This is a genomic window from Pseudarthrobacter sp. YAF2 (genome assembly GCF_052113345.1).
In the GTDB taxonomy this organism is placed as follows: domain Bacteria; phylum Actinomycetota; class Actinomycetes; order Actinomycetales; family Micrococcaceae; genus Arthrobacter.
Genome location: NZ_JBFRDA010000004.1, coordinates 197,364 through 213,389, shown reverse-complemented (window position 1 = coordinate 213,389; position 16,026 = coordinate 197,364). Strand labels below are relative to the sequence as shown.

The window sequence follows — 16,026 nt, the reverse complement described above, 5'->3', positions numbered from 1 at the left end:
ACCGGGCAGCCTTTCCGCCGCGGTGGCCTGCCGCCTCAGCAGGCCAAATCCAGGATGTCCCGTGCCCGCTGGAGCGCCACGGTGGTGGAGTAGATCTGGGCGGCATCCGCGGACTGTGCCACCCGCAGGTCCAAGGCCTTGGAGAAGGACTCCACAGCGGCGGACGTCTGGCCTGCCGCGTACTGGGTGGTGCCCAGGAACTGCAGTGCCAGCGCTTCGCGGGGAGTACCGTGGACCTCGGCCAGGAGCTGCCGGAACAGTTCAATGGCGCGGTCCATCCGGTGGGTGATGCTCAGTACCTCGGCTTCGAAGACGCGCAGCCGGAACGATTCCGGGTCCTTGAACCGTGCTTCGGCCAGGAGTTCCGCCGCCTCGGAGGCGTGGCCTTCGACCAGCAGGACGAAAATGTGGTCGGCGGGATCTGTCGAGGCTGACAGGGCTTCCCGGACAGCGTCCTCATTGACGATCTGCGGCATCAGGGTATCCGGGTTGATGCGGATTCCGGGGAACCCGGCCTGGGGCCAGTCGGCGGTGCCGGTCATGTCGGCCTGCATCAGGACGCAATCTCCTGGTACGCGGCGAACAGCAGCGAGGTGTCCGGCACGTCAAGGATGCCCGGCTTGGCGATTCCGTCCAAGACCACGAAGCGCAGCAGGTCGCAGCGGGACTTCTTGTCGCGCCGCATCCCGTCCAGCAGCCCCTGCCATCGGTCCCGCCGGTACGTGACCGGCAGCCCAAGCCCATCCAGGATGCTCCGGTGCCTGTCGGCGTCGGCATCGCTGAGACGGCCCACGCTCCGGGCAAGTTCGGCCGCGAACATCATGCCCACGGATACCGCGGCGCCGTGACGCCAGGAATACCGCTCCACCAGTTCGATGGCATGGCCCAGCGTGTGTCCGTAGTTCAGGATTTCCCGGAGCCCGGATTCCTTGAGGTCTTCGGAAACCACTTTCGCCTTTACAGCGATGGCGCGTTCGATCAGCTCGCGCAGGGCGTCCGAGCGGGGATCCACCACCGCGGCCGGGTCGTTCTCCACCAGGTCGAGGATGGCGGGGTCTGCAATGAAGCCGCACTTGATTACCTCGGCGAGGCCGGAAATGATTTCGTTCTTCGGCAGCGTGTCCAGGGTGTCCAGGTCCGCCAGGACGGCTGCCGGCGGATGGAACGCCCCCACCAGGTTCTTTCCCTCGGCGGTGTTGATGCCGGTTTTCCCGCCCACAGATGCGTCCACCATGCCCAGCAGGCTGGTGGGCATGTGGATGACCTTGACTCCGCGCAGCCAGGTGGCGGCGACGAAGCCGGCGAGGTCGGTGACTGCTCCCCCGCCAACGGCCACGATGGCGTCCGAACGGGTGAAGTCGTTCTGGCCCAGGACCTGCCAGCAAAATGCGGCCACCTGGATGTGCTTGCCTTCTTCGGCGTCAGGAATTTCCGCCGTGAGCGAGGTGAAGCCGGCCTCAGCCAGTTCGTCGCGGACGGTGTCGCCGGTGAGGCGCAGGGCACGGGGGTGAATCACCAGGACCCGCCTGACGCGTTCACCCAGCAGGGCGGGAAGTTCACCAAGCAGGCCGCGCCCGACGACGACGCCGTAGTTGTTGCCGGCACCTTCGCCGGTGACGTTGATGACTGTTGATTGCGTGTTCACTTCTCAACTTCCTGTTTGGCAGCTGCGTGGTGCCGCAGTGCTGCTTCCAGCCGTCCGCCGAGCTCGGGTATCGAACCGTGGCGGACGTCCAGGGTGATGTCGGCCAGCCTCTCGTAGACCGGCTTGCGGGTGGCGAACATTGCTGTCCAGCGCCCCATGGCATCGCCGGCGAGGAGCGGCCGGCCCGAGTTCCGGGCGATCCTGTCTGCCACGGTATCAGCGTCGCATTCGAGGTAGACCACTGTGCAGCGGCCCATGAGCTGCTGCGTCCCGGAGTCGAGGACGGCACCGCCACCCAGCGAAATGACCGTGGTGGTACCTTCCGCTTCCTCGACGGCCTCGGCGACGGTCCGGGCTTCAATTTCCCGGAACGCGTGCTCACCGCGGCCTGCGAAGATATCGGCGATGGATCCGTGCCCGGCAACGATGACGGCGTCCGTGTCAATAAACCGGACGCCCAGCTGTTGTGCCAGCTGCTGGCCAATGGCCGATTTACCGACGGCCATGGGGCCGATGAGCACAATCGGCCGGCCGCCTGCGTGGCCGGTACTGCCGTGATGAAGCACTATTGGCCGATCGAGTCCAGGGAAGCCGGGATGTTGTCCAGGTAACCCTTGATGTTGCGGGCGGTTTCTGCCACGGAGTCACCGCCGAACTTCTCGATGACGGCTTCGGCCAGGACCAGGGCAACCATGGCCTCGGCCACGACGCCTGCGGCCGGGACGGCACAGACGTCCGAGCGCTGGTGGTGGGCTTTGGCCGGTTCACCGGTGCTGACGTCGATGGTGCGCAGGGCGCGCGGCACCGTGGCGATCGGCTTCATGGCGGCACGGACCCGGAGGACGTCACCGATGCTCATGCCGCCTTCAATACCGCCTGCGCGGTTGCTGACGCGGCCGATGCGGCCCTTGGCGTCCCGGACGATCTCGTCGTGGGCGGCCGAACCCCGGCGTGCCGCGGTCAGGAAGCCGTCGCCCACCTCCACGCCCTTAATGGCCTGGATGCCCATCAGCGCCGCGGCCAGCCGGGCGTCGAGCCGGCGGTCCCAGTGCACGTAGCTGCCCAGTCCCGGCGGGAGCCCGTATGCGAGGACTTCCACCACGCCGCCCAGCGTTTCGCCTTCCTTATGCGCCGCGTCCACCTCGGCAACCATGGCATCGGAGGTTTCGCGGTCGAAGCAGCGCAGTGGATCGGTGTCCAAGGCGATCACATCGCCGGGCAAGGGCAGCGGGCGGCCTTCGGGCACAGTGACGCTGGCGATGGAAACCGTATGGCTGACCAGTTCGATCCCAAGATGCCGGAGGAACCGGGCTGCCACGGTACCAAGCGCCACGCGAGTTGCGGTTTCGCGGGCGCTTGCGCGCTCCAGGACGGGACGGGCCTCATCGAAGCCGTATTTCTGCATGCCGGTGAAGTCGGCGTGGCCGGGGCGCGGCCGCGTCAGCGGCGCGTTGCGGGCCTGGTCGGCGAGGATTTCGGGGTCCACGGGGTCGGCAGACATGATCTGCTCCCATTTGGGCCATTCGGTGTTGCCCACCTGGATGGCGACGGGACCGCCCTGGGTGCGGCCGTGCCGGACACCGCCCAGGATGGTGACCACGTCCTGTTCGAACTTCATCCGTGCGCCGCGGCCATAGCCGAGCCGGCGGCGGGCCAGGGAGTCAGCGATGTCCCCGCTGGTGATTTCCACACCTGCGGGAACACCCTCAATAATTCCCATCAAAGCCGGGCCATGGGATTCACCGGCAGTCAACCAACGCATAATTTCCATCCTGCCACGTAGGGCGGTCACAACGCCCGTCGGGCAAGGCCGACTGCGTCACACATCACATCTATGACAGCTGCGTTAACGTCTTCCCCGCGCCGGGTGAAGAGCCGCACCTGCTCCACCGCCTGGTACAGCAGCATCTCCAGGCCGGGCACCACGCGGCCGCCACCGGCCTGCCATACCGAGGCCACCAGGCTCGGCCAGGGATCGTAGGCGACGTCCAGGAGTACACCCGGCGTCGGTGTCTTCAAGGCGGCGATTTCCGCTGCGAGCCCGTCGGCCGTGCGCGGCGGCAGGGTGGAGATGACGACGTCGGCCTCCGACGTCGGGCGCGCAGCGGCAGCGAGGGGACGGACCTCCAGCGCGACGCCCAGGCTGTCGGCAGCGGCGCGGACGTCCGCCGTCCGCGAAGAATCACGGACGAAGACCTGAACCGTGGCTGTGCCAAGCTCCTTCAAGGCAGCAACAGCCGACGCCGCGGTGCCACCGCCGCCCAGGATGACAGCGGACGGTGCCGCAGCGGTCCCGGCGTGGCAAAGGGCATTGACGATCCCGGCGACGTCGGTGTTGGAACCGACAGTCTTCACCCCGTTGCCGGACTCCTCGAAGGTCACGGTATTGACGACGCCAAGGGTCTGCGCCACTCCGCGCACTTCGTCCACCTCATCGAGCATTGCGGTCTTCAGCGGCATGGTCACGGAGAGCCCGCGCCAGCCGGGCTGGTTCCGGATCTGGCGCATGAAGGACGGCAACAGCTGCTCGGTGACGTCGATGGCCGTGTAGCTGATAGCCGCGCCCAGCCACTCATACGCCGAAAGGTGCAGCGCGGGAGACTTTGAATGGCTGATCGGATGGCCCAGGACGGCAGCCCGCAGGCTCATGTGCAGCGGCCCGCGTTGGCCTTGCACCACGCGTTGTACTGCTCCACGTTGGCGTTGTGTTCGGCCAGCGTCTTCGCGAACTTCGTTTCGTTGGTGTCCAGGTTGACAGTCACCCAGTACAGGTAGTCATTGGACTTGGGCCTTGCGGCTGCGTCGATGGCAGTCTTCCCGGGAGAGCCGATGGGACCCGGCGGGAGTCCGGGGTTGGCGTAGGTGTTGTACGGGTTGGACTTGTCCTTGCGCTGTTCATCCGTGAAGTTCAAGCTCTTGGTGCCCAGGCCGTAGGTCACCGCCGAGTCGACCTGGAGGAAGCCGCCGGTCTGGTCGTTCGGCTTAAGGCGGTTGTAGATCGCACCCGCCACGTCCCCGTAGTCGGCCTGGCCGCCCTCGGCCTGGACAATGCTGGCCACGATGACGGCCTCGTACTGCTTGGCGGGGTCTGTGATTCCTTGCGACACCAGTTCATCGGTGGTGGCTTTCACCAGGGACTGGAGGATGTCCTTGGCCTGGGTACCCAGCGGGAAACGGTATTCGCCCGGGGCCAGGTATCCTTCGAGGTTCTTCGCGTTCGCCGGCAATCCAAACTGGGCAGGCTGGTTGCTCAGCGCTTGCAGCTGCTGCACGGAAATCCCCGATCCCTCGGAGATCGCCTGCAGCGACTCACTGATCCGCAGGCCGGCGCTAAGGGCGAAGTAGATGACCTTGGACTTGTCTTTGCCCGCAAGGACATTGACGGCGTCGGCGTTCTTCATTTCGGTCTTGAAGACGTAGTCGCCCGGGGACAGGGTTGCGCCGGATGCGTGGAACGCCTGCATGAAGGTATCGGCGTTGGCAACGACCCGCTGGTTCTCAAGATCGGTGGCAACGGACCGGGTGCCCTCGCCGCTTTGCACGGTCACGTGGACCTCGCCGGTCCCCGGTCCGGGGAAGTCTGATGGCTTGCCGCTGCCGAGGAGGGGCTTGAGGAACTGGGCTCCCACCGCCACGGCCGTCACGAACACAGCCAGCGTCAGGAAGAGGGCCAGCAACCTGCGGCGGCGCCGGACCTTCTTCGAAGGCCGCGGCACTACCTGGGCTGCCGAGGAGGCAGGAAGCAGCTCGTGGACGGGGTCCGGGTGAGTGGCGTCGGGATGCATATCGTCGTGGTGGCCTGCGTCGCCGTATGCATGGTCGTCGGGAATCTCCCCGTAGTGGTGCCCGTCGGCGTCATGGTGGCTGTCAAGGAGAAGAGCATGGTCCGGGTGGTAGGCCACGTCGTCGTGGTGCTGCATGTCCTGGTGATGCGCCGCGTCCGCGTAGGCGTGCGCAACCTCACGGTGCTCCGAGTCCTCAAAATGGGCCACGTCGTCGTGGTGCTGCACCTCCTCGTGGTTCGCGACGTCCTCGTAAACATGCGCATCCCCATGGTGCGCAACGTCGTCGTGGTGCGTGCCGGGCGAAGGCTCGTTGCCCCAGGTGTGGCCGGGGTGGGAATCACCGGCCGGCTGCACATCCTGAATGGACGGCGGCACTTCCGGGGCGGCCGGCACGTCACCGGCCTCAGGCAGCGGAGCGAAGGCTGGTTCGGCGGCGGAGGTACCGGCTGCCGGCGGCGTGGCGGGGGGCGGCGGCACCTCGCCCGTCTCATAAGCCTGCTCGGGGACGGTGTCGTGGCCGCCGGTATTGAGGCTCTTCTCGCGTGCGCGCAGTTCCTTGCGGGTCAACGGCCTCGCGGCCCCGGTGTCCTGCGGGCCGGAAGTGTCGTCAATGTTGGCAGGGCTCACTGTTGCCTTCCATTATCTGAAGATCGGGCCGTGTCTGCGGGGAGGGCGTGGACTGGTTGGTCCACCTCACCGGCCCCCAGGTCCACGGACGGGGATGGCGCTGTCACGCGTGAGCCGACATCCGCTCCCCTGGCTTTCTGCATGTCGATGGCGTGCTGAAGGATACCTGCCGCCGCGACCTGATCAACTACTTTACGGTGGTTCCTGCTGCTCATGCCAGCTTCGTGCAGGTTCCGGTGCGCCGTGACACTGCTCAGCCGCTCGTCCACGAGGTTCACCGGGACCGTCAAACCGCGGCCGGAAAACTCCGCGACCAGGAGCAGTGCGTAGTCAGTGGCCATCCTGGCGGAGGCGTGTTCCTCGCCTTTCATGGTCCGGGGCAGGCCCACGAAAACCTGGACGGCTCCCAGTTCCTCCGCAAGTTTGGCGATAACCCGCACGTCGGAGTTCTTCTTGGCGTTCCGGTCGAGGGTCTTGTACGGCGTGGCCAGGATCGCATCGCGGTCACAGATCGCCACCCCTACCCGGACGGTGCCCACGTCCACCCCCAGTTTGACGCCCTGGGGGTAGCCGCCGGCAGCTGCAGGATTGGTCATGGCTGGATTAGCGGGCCGAGATGGCGTCGACGACGGCGGCCAACGCGGCGCCAACCTTTCCGGCGTCGGTCCCTCCGCCCTGGGCGACGTCGTCCTTGCCGCCACCGCCGCCGCCGAGCACGCCGGCGGCAACGCGGACCAGCGCACCGGCTTTGACGCCGGCTTCCCGGGCTGCCTCGTTGGTAGCCACCAGGATCAGCGGACGGTCGTTCGCGACACCTGCGACGGCCACGGCGGCGGCCGCCGAACCGAGCCTGTTGCGAAGGTCCAGCGCCAGGCCCCGGAGGTCGTCAGCTCCGCTGACGGTGCCGGCGTGGTGGGCCAGCACCTTCACTCCCCCGGCATCCTTGGCGGTGTTGACCAGCTGCGCGGCTGAGGCAGCCAGCTGTTCCTTGCGGAGCCGGTCGAGTTCCTTCTCCGTGGCCTTCAGCTTGGCCAAGGTGGCGGAGATCCTGTCGGCGAGCTGGCCGGACGGGACCTTCAGCAGGTCGGTCAGTTCGGTCACCAGGGCGCGCTCGGCGGCAAGGTGGCGGAAAGCCTCCATGCCAACGAAGGCTTCCACGCGCCTGTTCCCTGAACCGACGGACTGTTCGCCCAGCAGGGACAGGCTGCCGATCAGCGAGGTGTTGGCAACGTGGGTGCCGCCGCAGAGCTCGCGTGACCATGCGCCGTCGATCTCCACCACGCGCACTTCGCTGCCGTAGTTCTCGCCGAAGAGGGCCATGGCACCCATGGCCTTGGCCTCGGCCAGCCCCATGATCTTCGTTTCCACCGCGTAGTTGTTGCGGATGGCCAGGTTGGACACCTCTTCGATTTCCGAACGCGTGGCGGTGCTCAGGCCCTCGCCCCAGGCGAAGTCGAAGCGCAGGTAGCCGGCTTTGTTGAATGAGCCGCGCTGGGTGGCCTCCGGCCCGAGGATCTGGTGCAGGGCGGCGTGCACGATGTGCGTGCCCGTGTGGGCCTGCTCAGCTGCATGCCGGCGTTCACGGTCGACGGCGGCGCGCACCAGCGAGTCTGCGCCGATCTCGCCTTCGCGGACAACGGCCTTGTGCACGCTCAGGCCCTTGATGGGGCGCTGCACGTCCAGGACCTCGACGACGAACCCGTCGCCGGTGATGAGGCCGGTGTCGGCAGCCTGGCCACCGGCCTCGGCGTAGAACGGGGTTTCGGCGAGCACGAGTTCGATTTCGTCGCCGGTGGCAGCCTGCTGGACCTTGCGGCCGGCGCTCAGGAGGCCGCGGACACGCGACTCGCCCTCGAGCTCGGAGTAGCCGGTGAAGACAGTCTCACCCTGGCCCAGGAGCTCCTGGAAGACGGTGACGTCGGCGTGGCCGCCCTTCTTGCCCTTGGCATCTGCCTGCGCGCGCTGGCGCTGTTCCTGCATCAGGCTGCGGAAGGCCGCCTCGTCAACTTTCAGGCCCGCCTCCTCGGCCATTTCGAGCGTGAGGTCAATGGGGAAGCCGTAGGTGTCATGCAGGGTAAAGGCATCCTCGCCGGACAGCGGCTTGTTGGCCGCCTTGGATTCCTTCACCGCGTCCTCAAGCCGGGCAGTGCCGGAGGCAATGGTGCGCAGGAACGCCTTCTCCTCGGCATAGGCGATGCGGCTGATCCGTGCGAAGTCGGTTTCCACCACGGGGTAAACGCCCTTCATGGCGTCCCGCGAAGCCGGCAGCAGCTCCGGCAGGCAGGCCTGTTCGACGCCCAGCAGGCGCATGGAACGGACGGCACGCCGGATCAGGCGGCGCAGGACGTAGCCGCGGCCCTCATTGGACGGGGTGACGCCGTCGGAGATCAGCATCAGGGCCGAGCGGATGTGGTCGGCCACAACGCGCATGCGGACGTCGTCCGTGTGGTGGGGGTCCTCGGGAGTCTCAGCGGAGGTGTATTCCCTGCCGGAGAGTTCCGCGGCCTTGTCGATGACCGGCCGGACCTGGTCGGTCTCGTACATGTTCTCGACACCCTGCAGGATCATGGCGAGGCGTTCCATTCCCAGGCCAGTGTCGATGTTCTTCTTGGGCAGCTCACCCACAATGTCGAAGTCCACCTTGGAGCGCACGTTTTCGATCTGGTACTGCATGAACACGAGGTTCCAGATCTCGATGTAGCGGGTCTCGTCAGCCAGCGGGCCGCCTTCGACGCCATAGGCCGGTCCGCGGTCGTAGTAGATCTCGGAGCAGGGCCCGGCCGGCCCGGGCTGGCCGGTGGACCAGTAATTGTCCGACTTGCCCATGCGCTGGATACGTTCAGCAGGGACACCGGTGTTCTTGAGCCACAGTTCCTCGGCCTCGTCGTCCTCTTCGTAGACGGTCACCCACAGCCGTTCGGGCGCGAGGCCGTAGCCGCCGTCGTCAACGCTTGTGGTGAGCAGTTCCCAGGCGAACTTGATGGCGTCTTCCTTGAAGTAGTCGCCGAAGGAGAAGTTGCCGCACATCTGGAAGAACGTGCCGTGCCGGGCGGTCTTGCCCACCTCTTCGATGTCGCCGGTGCGGATGCACTTCTGCACGCTGGTGGCACGGGAGTAGGGCGGTTCCTCACGGGCGGTGAGGTAGGGAATGAACGGGACCATGCCGGCCACCGTGAACAGCAGCGAGGGGTCGCTGGAGACCAGCGATGCGGAGGGAACCGCGGTGTGGCCCTTGCTGACAAAAAAGTCCACCCAGCGCTTTGTGATCTCCTGCGACTTCATGAGCTGTTTTCTTACCCTTCGTGGTCCGCGGCTCCTGCCGGGCGCGGAAAGTTAGTTCAGGTGGCGGGTTCCGGTTCGGTTCCTGCCGGTTTTCGTTGGCTGCTGCTTGCCCTGCGGCTCAGCGGCGCACCAGTTCCGCGGAGTCGACGCCCAGTGCGGCGCGGAGGTCGGTCTCACGCTCGCGCATCCCCGCGCGGACGGCGTCGGCGAAGTCGTACACCCCGTCCGCCAGCCGCCCAACAGCACGGTTGAGCCCCTCCGGCCCAAGGTTGGACTGGGCTTCGGTAACTTTGCGGAACGCGATGACGCCGATGGCCACGCCAATTCCCATCCAAACAATTCTTTTCATGTTGGTTCTTTTCGAATCTAGCGGCTGCGGCGGCCGGCGGCGGGCTTCGTGCGGTTGGCGAAGGCGCTGCGCACACCGTAGCTGAACGCGGCCACCTTGATCAGGGGCGAACCCACCGTGGCGGCTACCAGTGAGGACAGGGCGGAAATGTTGGCGGACGCATCCGAGACGTTGGACGAGATGCCATCGACTTTCTTCAGCTGCTGGTTGGTGGTCGAAACGGTGGCGGTGACCTCATCCATCAGGGGCGTGGCGCCGTCGCTGATGGACTTGATGGCAGTGCGCACCTCGTCGAAGACACTCCCCAGCTTCAGGATGGGTACTGCGAGCAGCAGTACCAGGAGCGCGAACACCCCAGCAGCGATCAGGCCGGCAATATCGCCACCAGACATAGACGTTCATCTCCTCGAAATTCCGTGGTCGGGTTCCATCCAGGCCGGGCCCGGAAGGCCCGTTGCGCAGATGTCCCCCAAGTACCTTACATACAAAGAAGCCCGTGGCGCTTGCCACGGGCTTCTTTGGATACGCTGCTGGGATTTAGCGTGCGTAGAATTCGACGACGAGCTGCTCTTCGCAGGTCACCGGGATTTCGGAACGCTTGGGGCGGCGGACCAGGCGGGCCTGCAGGGCTTCCAGCTTGACGTCCAGGTAGGCCGGAACGGCAGGCAGGACGTCGCGGTGGGCACCGGCTGCGGCAACCTGGAGCGGAACCATGGTCTCGCTGCGGCTGTGGACGTGGACCAGCTGGCCCTCGCCGACGCGGAACGACGGACGGTCAACGCGGACGCCGTCAACCATGATGTGGCGGTGCACAACGAGCTGGCGGGCCTGGGCGATGGTGCGGGCGAAGCCTGCACGCAGGACCAGGGCGTCAAGGCGCATTTCGAGCAGTTCGATGAGGTTTTCACCGGTCAGGCCCTTGGTGCGGCGGGCTTCCTCGAAGGCACGGGTCATCTGTGCTTCGCGGATGCCGTACTGGGCGCGCAGGCGCTGCTTTTCGCGCAGACGAACGGCGTAGTCGGAGTCCTGCTTCTTGCGGGCACGGCCATGCTCACCGGGGCCGTACGGGCGGCGCTCCATGTATTTGGCGGCCTTGGGGGTCAGAGCGATGCCGAGGGACCGCGAGAGGCGGGCCTGCCGGCGAGCACGAGTGTTGTTAGCCACTTGTGTCCTTCCAATATCTGCGGTGTGTCAGTGTTACTGGCCTCCACGATGGAGAGCATCGGCCAACCGCTGCCTTTTGCTACTGGGCACAGGGCATAACCTTCTCAACGTAAATTTGGGGAGATTGTGCGCCGGCCTTGCCAGACGAAGATTCAGCTTACCATGCCGTCACGTGCCCCGGACAATCTTCCGCAACCGCTCAAGCCGCACTGCGATGTCCCGTTCGGCGCCGTTGTTGGTCGGCTGGTAGTAGTCCCGCCCCACGAGGTCGTCCGGCGGGTACTGCTGGCTCGCCACCCCGTGCGGAGCGTCGTGGGCGTACTTGTAGCCAACGCCATGGCCCAGTTGCTTGGACCCCGGGTAGTGCGCATCCCGCAGATGAGCGGGGATCCCGACGCCCAGCCCGGCCCTGACGTCGGCGATGGCCTTGTTGATGCCCATGTAGACGGCGTTGGACTTTGGCGCGGTGGCCAGGTGGACCACTGCCTCGGCGAGGATGATCCGCCCCTCGGGCATCCCGATGAGCTGCACTGCCTGGGCTGCGGCCACCGCGGTCTGGAGCGCGGTGGGATCCGCCATGCCCACGTCCTCTGCCGCGGAAATGACGATCCGCCTGGCCACGAAGCGGGGGTCCTCCCCCGCTTCGAGCATCCGCGCAAGGTAATGCAGGGCGGCGTCCACATCGGATCCCCTGATGGACTTGATGAAGGCGCTGGCGACGTCGTAATGCTGGTCACCGGCCCGGTCATACCGGACGGCGGCAGCATCCAGCGCGCGCTCGGTGTGGCGCAACTCCACGGTGACCGGTTCGGAAGTGCCGCCTTCCTCCGGGACGGAACGTTCGACGTCGTCCGCGTCACCGAAGGCGACCCCCGCCGCGGCTTCCAGCGCCGTCAACGCCCGGCGGGCATCGCCGCCGGAGAGCCGGACCAGGTGGTCGAGTGCCTCGTCGCTGAGCCGTACCTTGCCGCCGAGCCCGCGGGGGTCCTCCACGGCGCGCACCAGGAGGCCCTCGATATCCGCGTCTGTGAGTGGCTTGAGCGTCAGGAGGAGGGACCGTGACAGCAGCGGCGAGACCACGGAAAAGGAAGGGTTCTCCGTGGTGGCAGCCACCAGGACCACCCAGCGGTTTTCGACGCCGGGCAGGAGCGCGTCCTGCTGGGCTTTGTTGAACCGGTGGATCTCGTCCAGGAAGAGCACGGTGGTGGTCTTGTAGAGGTCGCGGGCCGTCAGGGCGTCGTCCATGACGCGGCGGACATCCTTGACGCCGGCCGTGATGGCGGACAGTTCAACGAACTTCCGTCCCGGTCCGCGGGCGATGACGTGCGCCAAGGTGGTTTTTCCGGTGCCCGGGGGTCCCCAGAGGATCAGCGAGCTCGGCCCCGCCGGTCCGGCGGCGTCAGCACCGGCCGCCAACTGCCGCAATGGTGAGCCCTGGCCGAGCAGGTGCTGCTGGCCCACAACTTCGTCCACGCTGCGCGGCCGCATGCGCACCGCCAGCGGGCTCCGCGGCGACGCCTGCCCGCCGGGACCGGCACCTGCCCCGGCGACGGGACCGTCGTCGTCGTCGTTTTCTGGGCCGTGCCCGAAGAGATCATCCACATAGATAGGCTACTTCCAGTCCACTCCTGCTTTTCCCAGGGCTCCCGACAGTGAAGGATCGCCCATGCCCGCACCTGTTTCCGCCGGTGGCCCGCCGTCCGTCCGGACGGCGTTCGTGCCCGGCACCCGGCTGGCAGGCTGGGTGGAGCGGTTCGGGTCCTCCCACGGCGGTTACCTGTTGCAGGATGACGACGACGGGCTCCGGCTGGTGGCCGCCGATGGCACAACGGCCCTCCTGCAGGCGCCGTGGCCCGCGGACGGCCGTCCCGGACGCGGCAGCGACCCAGTGGAGCGCCTGGCCACCCTGGCGTCCCAGCCGCGCCGGCTCGGACTACTGCTGGTGCGGCGGGGTGGTTACGGCATCGGGGTGGCAAGCGAGGGCATAGTTCTGGCGTCGAAGGCGGGCACCCGGTATGTCCAGTCGCGCACCGCGGCGGGCGGCCAGTCACAGCAGCGCTTCGCCCGGCGGCGTTCCAACCAGGCCGACGCCCTGGTGTCCGCCGTTGCGGAACAGGCGGCTGGCGTGTTCGGTGGTGTGGCGTTCGAGTACGTGGTGCCGGGCGGTGACAGGGCCCTGGCGGACCTTGTCCTTCAGCAACCGCCCCTGCGCCCGTATGTCCAGCTGCCCCGCCTTGCTTATCTCGACGTACCGCAGCCCCGGGCCGCCGTCCTGAAGAAAGCTGCAGCAGACGCCTGCTCGGTAAGGGTCACGGTGACCGAACCCGCAGGCGGGTGACCTGGCCGGCAGGTTTCGACAGGCTCAACCACCGGAGGCGGGGCAGCCTCAGCAGCCGGTCAGCGACCGGCGCGGCCGTTCCTGCCGGTACAGATAGCGGCCCGCCTCCCGGAATCCGGCTTTGACATATAAAGCCTGTGCTCCGTGGTTCTGCGCCGTCACCAGCAGCCAGAAGTCCGTCACGCCGCGCTCCGCGCCGGCGTGCAGCATGGCCCGGAGAATGGCGTCCGCGTACCCCTGGCGGCGCGCGTCGGAACGGGTGGCCATGCCGTAAACGCCGCCGAGGGTGCTGCCGGCGGGCAGGGCCAGGCGCCCGACGGCGGCGGCGCGGCCGTCGTTGTCCCGCGCCAACGCGTACACCGACGGGCACCCTTCGAGGATTGCCCGTGCCGTGGCGAGGGCGTCCTCGCCTCCGCGGCCGTCGACCTCCCACCAGACCCGCAGCCAGTCCTCGGACGGCAGCTGTGACAGTTCGATTGCCTGGTCTCCCCGGCCGGCCCAAGGGGCACCGCCTGAGGTGGCGCTGCGCGTCATGACCACGGTCTCGGACTGCCGGGTGAAGCGCTCGGCGTCGAGCAAGTCGTTGAGCGCTGAAGTGGCGGGATTGTCGAAGAGCTGGAAGATCACCGGCAGCCGGCGCCTGCGGTACCACGCCCGGGCATCGGCGAGCAGACGGGCAAGGTCGCCGCCGGATTGGCCGGCGGACGCGGCGCGCGGCCAGATGGAGTTGGCCCGCTGCGTGACGCCTGCCGCCGCCCGGAGCACCCAGGTGCCGGCTTCATGCCGTTCAAGGGCCGGCCACGCAGCGTCCATGGCAGCTTCGAGGTCCAGCCGTTCACCCTGCGGGGTTTCGGTATTGCCGGGTGTGGACAACGGATGGCTCCTTCGTTAAAGGCGGGAGGTTCCCCGGTTTTCCGGGGAACCTCCTGGGCCTGCATCCTGATGCTGCCTGCTCTGCTCTACTGCTTTGCTTCGGGCTTCTTCTCTTCCGGCTTTTTGGCCTCCGGCTTGAAGTCCACGCCGGCTTCTTTGCGCTGCTGCGGCGTGATGGGTGCCGGTGCCTCCGTGAGCGGGTCATGGCCGCCACCGGACTTCGGGAAGGCGATGACGTCGCGGATGGATTCCACACCGGCGAGCAGCGAAACGACGCGGTCCCAGCCGAAGGCGATGCCGCCGTGCGGAGGTGCGCCGTACTTGAAGCCCTCCAGCAGGAAGCCGAACTTGGTCTGCGCGTCTTCCTTGTCCAGTCCCATGAGTTCGAAGACCCGCTCCTGCACATCGCGCTGGTGGATACGGATGGAGCCGCCGCCGATTTCGTTGCCGTTGCACACGATGTCGTAGGCGTAGGACAGCGCCGACTCCGGGTCCTTGTCGAAGGTGTCAAGGAACTCGGGCTTCGGCGAGGTGAAGGCGTGGTGGACAGCAGTCCACTGCCCTCCACCGACGGCCACGTCGCCTGAGGCAACCGCGGCGGCGGCGGGCTCGAACATGGGGGCGTCCACTACCCAGCAGAAAGCCCAGTCAGTGGGATCGATCAGGCCCGTGCGGTGGCCGATCTCGACGCGTGCAGCACCGAGCAGGGCTCGCGACGGGGTCTTCTCGCCCGCGGCGAAGAATATGCAGTCGCCGGGCTTGGCGCCAACCGCGTCGGCCAGTCCCGCGCGCTCGATCTCGGTGAGGTTCTTTGCGACCGGTCCGGCGAGCTCGCCGTCTTCTTTGTACAGGACGTAGGCAAGACCCTTGGCGCCGCGCTGCTTGGCCCATTCCTGCCAGGCATCAAGGGCCCGGCGTGCCTGCGAGGCACCCCCAGGCATGACGACGGCACCAACATAGGGTGCCTTGAAGACGCCGAAGTTGGTGTCCTTGAAGAATTCGGTGAGCTCGGTCAGTTCCTGGCCGAAGCGAAGGTCCGGCTTGTCGGAACCATAGCGCGCCATGGCGTCTGCATACGTGATGCGCTGGATCGGCGTGGGAATATCCACTCCGATGAGCTGCCACACCGCCTTGACGATGTTTTCGCCGAGCCTGATGATGTCGTCCTGGTCCACGAAGCTGGCCTCGATATCCAACTGCGTGAACTCTGGCTGCCGGTCCGCGCGGAAGTCCTCGTCCCGGTAGCAGCGGGCGATCTGGTAATACTTCTCAAAGCCGCCCACCTGCAGCAATTGCTTGAACAGCTGCGGCGACTGCGGGAGCGCATACCAGGAACCCGGTGCCAGGCGTGCCGGAACCAGGAAGTCGCGGGCACCTTCCGGTGTGGAGCGGGTCAGCGTGGGAGTCTCGATTTCCACGAAGCCCTCATCGTGGAGCAGTTCGCGGGCCACCCGGTTGGCCTCGGAGCGGAGGCGCAGGTTCCTGCTGGGGCCCGGACGGCGAAGGTCGAGGTAGCGGTGCTTGAGGCGCGCTTCCTCGCCCACTTCGACATGCTCGTCAATCTGGAAGGGCAGCGGGTCGGAGGTGTTGAGGATGGTGACGTCCTCGGCGATGACCTCGATCTCACCCGTGGCCAGGGCCGGGTTCTCGTTGCCCTCCGGGCGCCGGGAAACAGTGCCCTTGACCTGCAGGACGTATTCGTTGCGCAGGCCATGGAAGACCTCTTCTTCTCGCACCACCACCTGCGAGACACCGGAAGCATCGCGCAAGTCAACGAAGGCCACACCACCGTGATCACGACGGCGGCCCACCCAGCCGGCCAGGGTTACGGTTTGTCCAATGTGCTCGGAACGAAGGGATCCGAGGTCATGTGTGCGCAGCACAGCACGCCTTTCTGCGGGAAAACAGTGGGAAGTTCAATATGATCGTTCCGGGAACGATCCCGTCCGAGTTTACCCGCTGG

15 protein-coding genes are annotated in these 16,026 nt (G+C 66.8%); 1 reads left to right on the top strand and 14 read right to left on the bottom strand.

Annotation, left to right across the window (positions count from 1 at the left end; translation table 11 throughout):
• Positions 1–35 precede the first annotated feature (35 nt).
• The 12 genes from AB4Y79_RS06490 to AB4Y79_RS06435 form a co-directional block, all read right to left on the bottom strand.
• Entirely contained in the window at positions 36–554 is a 519-nt protein-coding gene (locus AB4Y79_RS06490) for a tetratricopeptide repeat protein (protein ID WP_441859832.1), read from the bottom strand.
• Positions 554–1,645 (bottom strand): 3-dehydroquinate synthase, encoded by a 1,092-nt coding sequence (aroB, locus tag AB4Y79_RS06485; RefSeq protein ID WP_441859830.1) that lies wholly within the window; start codon positions 1,643–1,645, stop codon positions 554–556. Before aroB ends, AB4Y79_RS06490 begins: the two co-directional genes overlap by 1 nt.
• The gene (locus tag AB4Y79_RS06480; protein WP_441859828.1) at positions 1,642–2,211 is read right to left on the bottom strand and encodes a shikimate kinase; all 570 of its coding nucleotides are present in this window, start codon (positions 2,209–2,211) and stop codon (positions 1,642–1,644) included. The genes aroB and AB4Y79_RS06480 overlap by 4 nt, the downstream gene beginning before the upstream one ends.
• Positions 2,211–3,410: a chorismate synthase gene (gene aroC / locus AB4Y79_RS06475; RefSeq protein ID WP_441859883.1), complete on the bottom strand. Its 1,200-nt coding sequence runs from the start codon at positions 3,408–3,410 to the stop codon at positions 2,211–2,213. The genes AB4Y79_RS06480 and aroC overlap by 1 nt, the downstream gene beginning before the upstream one ends.
• 23 nt (positions 3,411–3,433) lie before the next feature.
• Entirely contained in the window at positions 3,434–4,294 is an 861-nt protein-coding gene (locus tag AB4Y79_RS06470) for a shikimate dehydrogenase (protein WP_441859881.1), read from the bottom strand.
• Positions 4,291–6,057, bottom strand: a complete 1,767-nt coding sequence (gene mltG, locus AB4Y79_RS06465) for an endolytic transglycosylase MltG (protein ID WP_441859827.1) — start codon at positions 6,055–6,057, stop codon at positions 4,291–4,293. The genes AB4Y79_RS06470 and mltG overlap by 4 nt, the downstream gene beginning before the upstream one ends.
• On the bottom strand, positions 6,054–6,653 hold the full coding sequence (gene ruvX, locus AB4Y79_RS06460; RefSeq protein ID WP_441859825.1) for a Holliday junction resolvase RuvX: 600 nt from the start codon (positions 6,651–6,653) through the stop codon (positions 6,054–6,056). Before ruvX ends, mltG begins: the two co-directional genes overlap by 4 nt.
• A gap of 7 nt (positions 6,654–6,660) precedes the next feature.
• Entirely contained in the window at positions 6,661–9,339 is a 2,679-nt protein-coding gene (gene alaS / locus AB4Y79_RS06455; protein WP_441859823.1) for an alanine--tRNA ligase, read from the bottom strand.
• Between the two features lie 118 nt (positions 9,340–9,457).
• Positions 9,458–9,688 (bottom strand): DUF6167 family protein, encoded by a 231-nt coding sequence (locus AB4Y79_RS06450; RefSeq protein WP_441859822.1) that lies wholly within the window; start codon positions 9,686–9,688, stop codon positions 9,458–9,460.
• Positions 9,689–9,705: 17 nt separating this feature from the next.
• On the bottom strand, positions 9,706–10,080 hold the full coding sequence (locus AB4Y79_RS06445) for a DUF948 domain-containing protein (RefSeq protein WP_441859820.1): 375 nt from the start codon (positions 10,078–10,080) through the stop codon (positions 9,706–9,708).
• A 145-nt stretch (positions 10,081–10,225) separates the two neighbouring features.
• Entirely contained in the window at positions 10,226–10,852 is a 627-nt protein-coding gene (gene rpsD / locus AB4Y79_RS06440; RefSeq protein WP_009357431.1) for a 30S ribosomal protein S4, read from the bottom strand.
• A gap of 168 nt (positions 10,853–11,020) precedes the next feature.
• Positions 11,021–12,454 (bottom strand): replication-associated recombination protein A, encoded by a 1,434-nt coding sequence (locus tag AB4Y79_RS06435; protein ID WP_441859818.1) that lies wholly within the window; start codon positions 12,452–12,454, stop codon positions 11,021–11,023.
• 64 nt (positions 12,455–12,518) lie between these two features.
• Here AB4Y79_RS06435 and AB4Y79_RS06430 point away from each other — a divergent pair, with 64 nt between their 5' ends.
• Positions 12,519–13,190, top strand: coding sequence for an acVLRF1 family peptidyl-tRNA hydrolase (locus tag AB4Y79_RS06430; protein ID WP_441859816.1), 672 nt, complete (start codon positions 12,519–12,521; stop codon positions 13,188–13,190).
• 48 nt (positions 13,191–13,238) lie between these two features.
• Here AB4Y79_RS06430 and AB4Y79_RS06425 read toward each other — a convergent pair whose 3' ends face one another.
• Positions 13,239–14,063: a GNAT family N-acetyltransferase gene (locus tag AB4Y79_RS06425; protein WP_441859814.1), complete on the bottom strand. Its 825-nt coding sequence runs from the start codon at positions 14,061–14,063 to the stop codon at positions 13,239–13,241.
• Positions 14,064–14,149: 86 nt separating this feature from the next.
• The gene (gene aspS / locus AB4Y79_RS06420; protein WP_441859812.1) at positions 14,150–15,946 is read right to left on the bottom strand and encodes an aspartate--tRNA ligase; all 1,797 of its coding nucleotides are present in this window, start codon (positions 15,944–15,946) and stop codon (positions 14,150–14,152) included.
• Between the last annotated feature and the right edge of the window lie 80 nt (positions 15,947–16,026).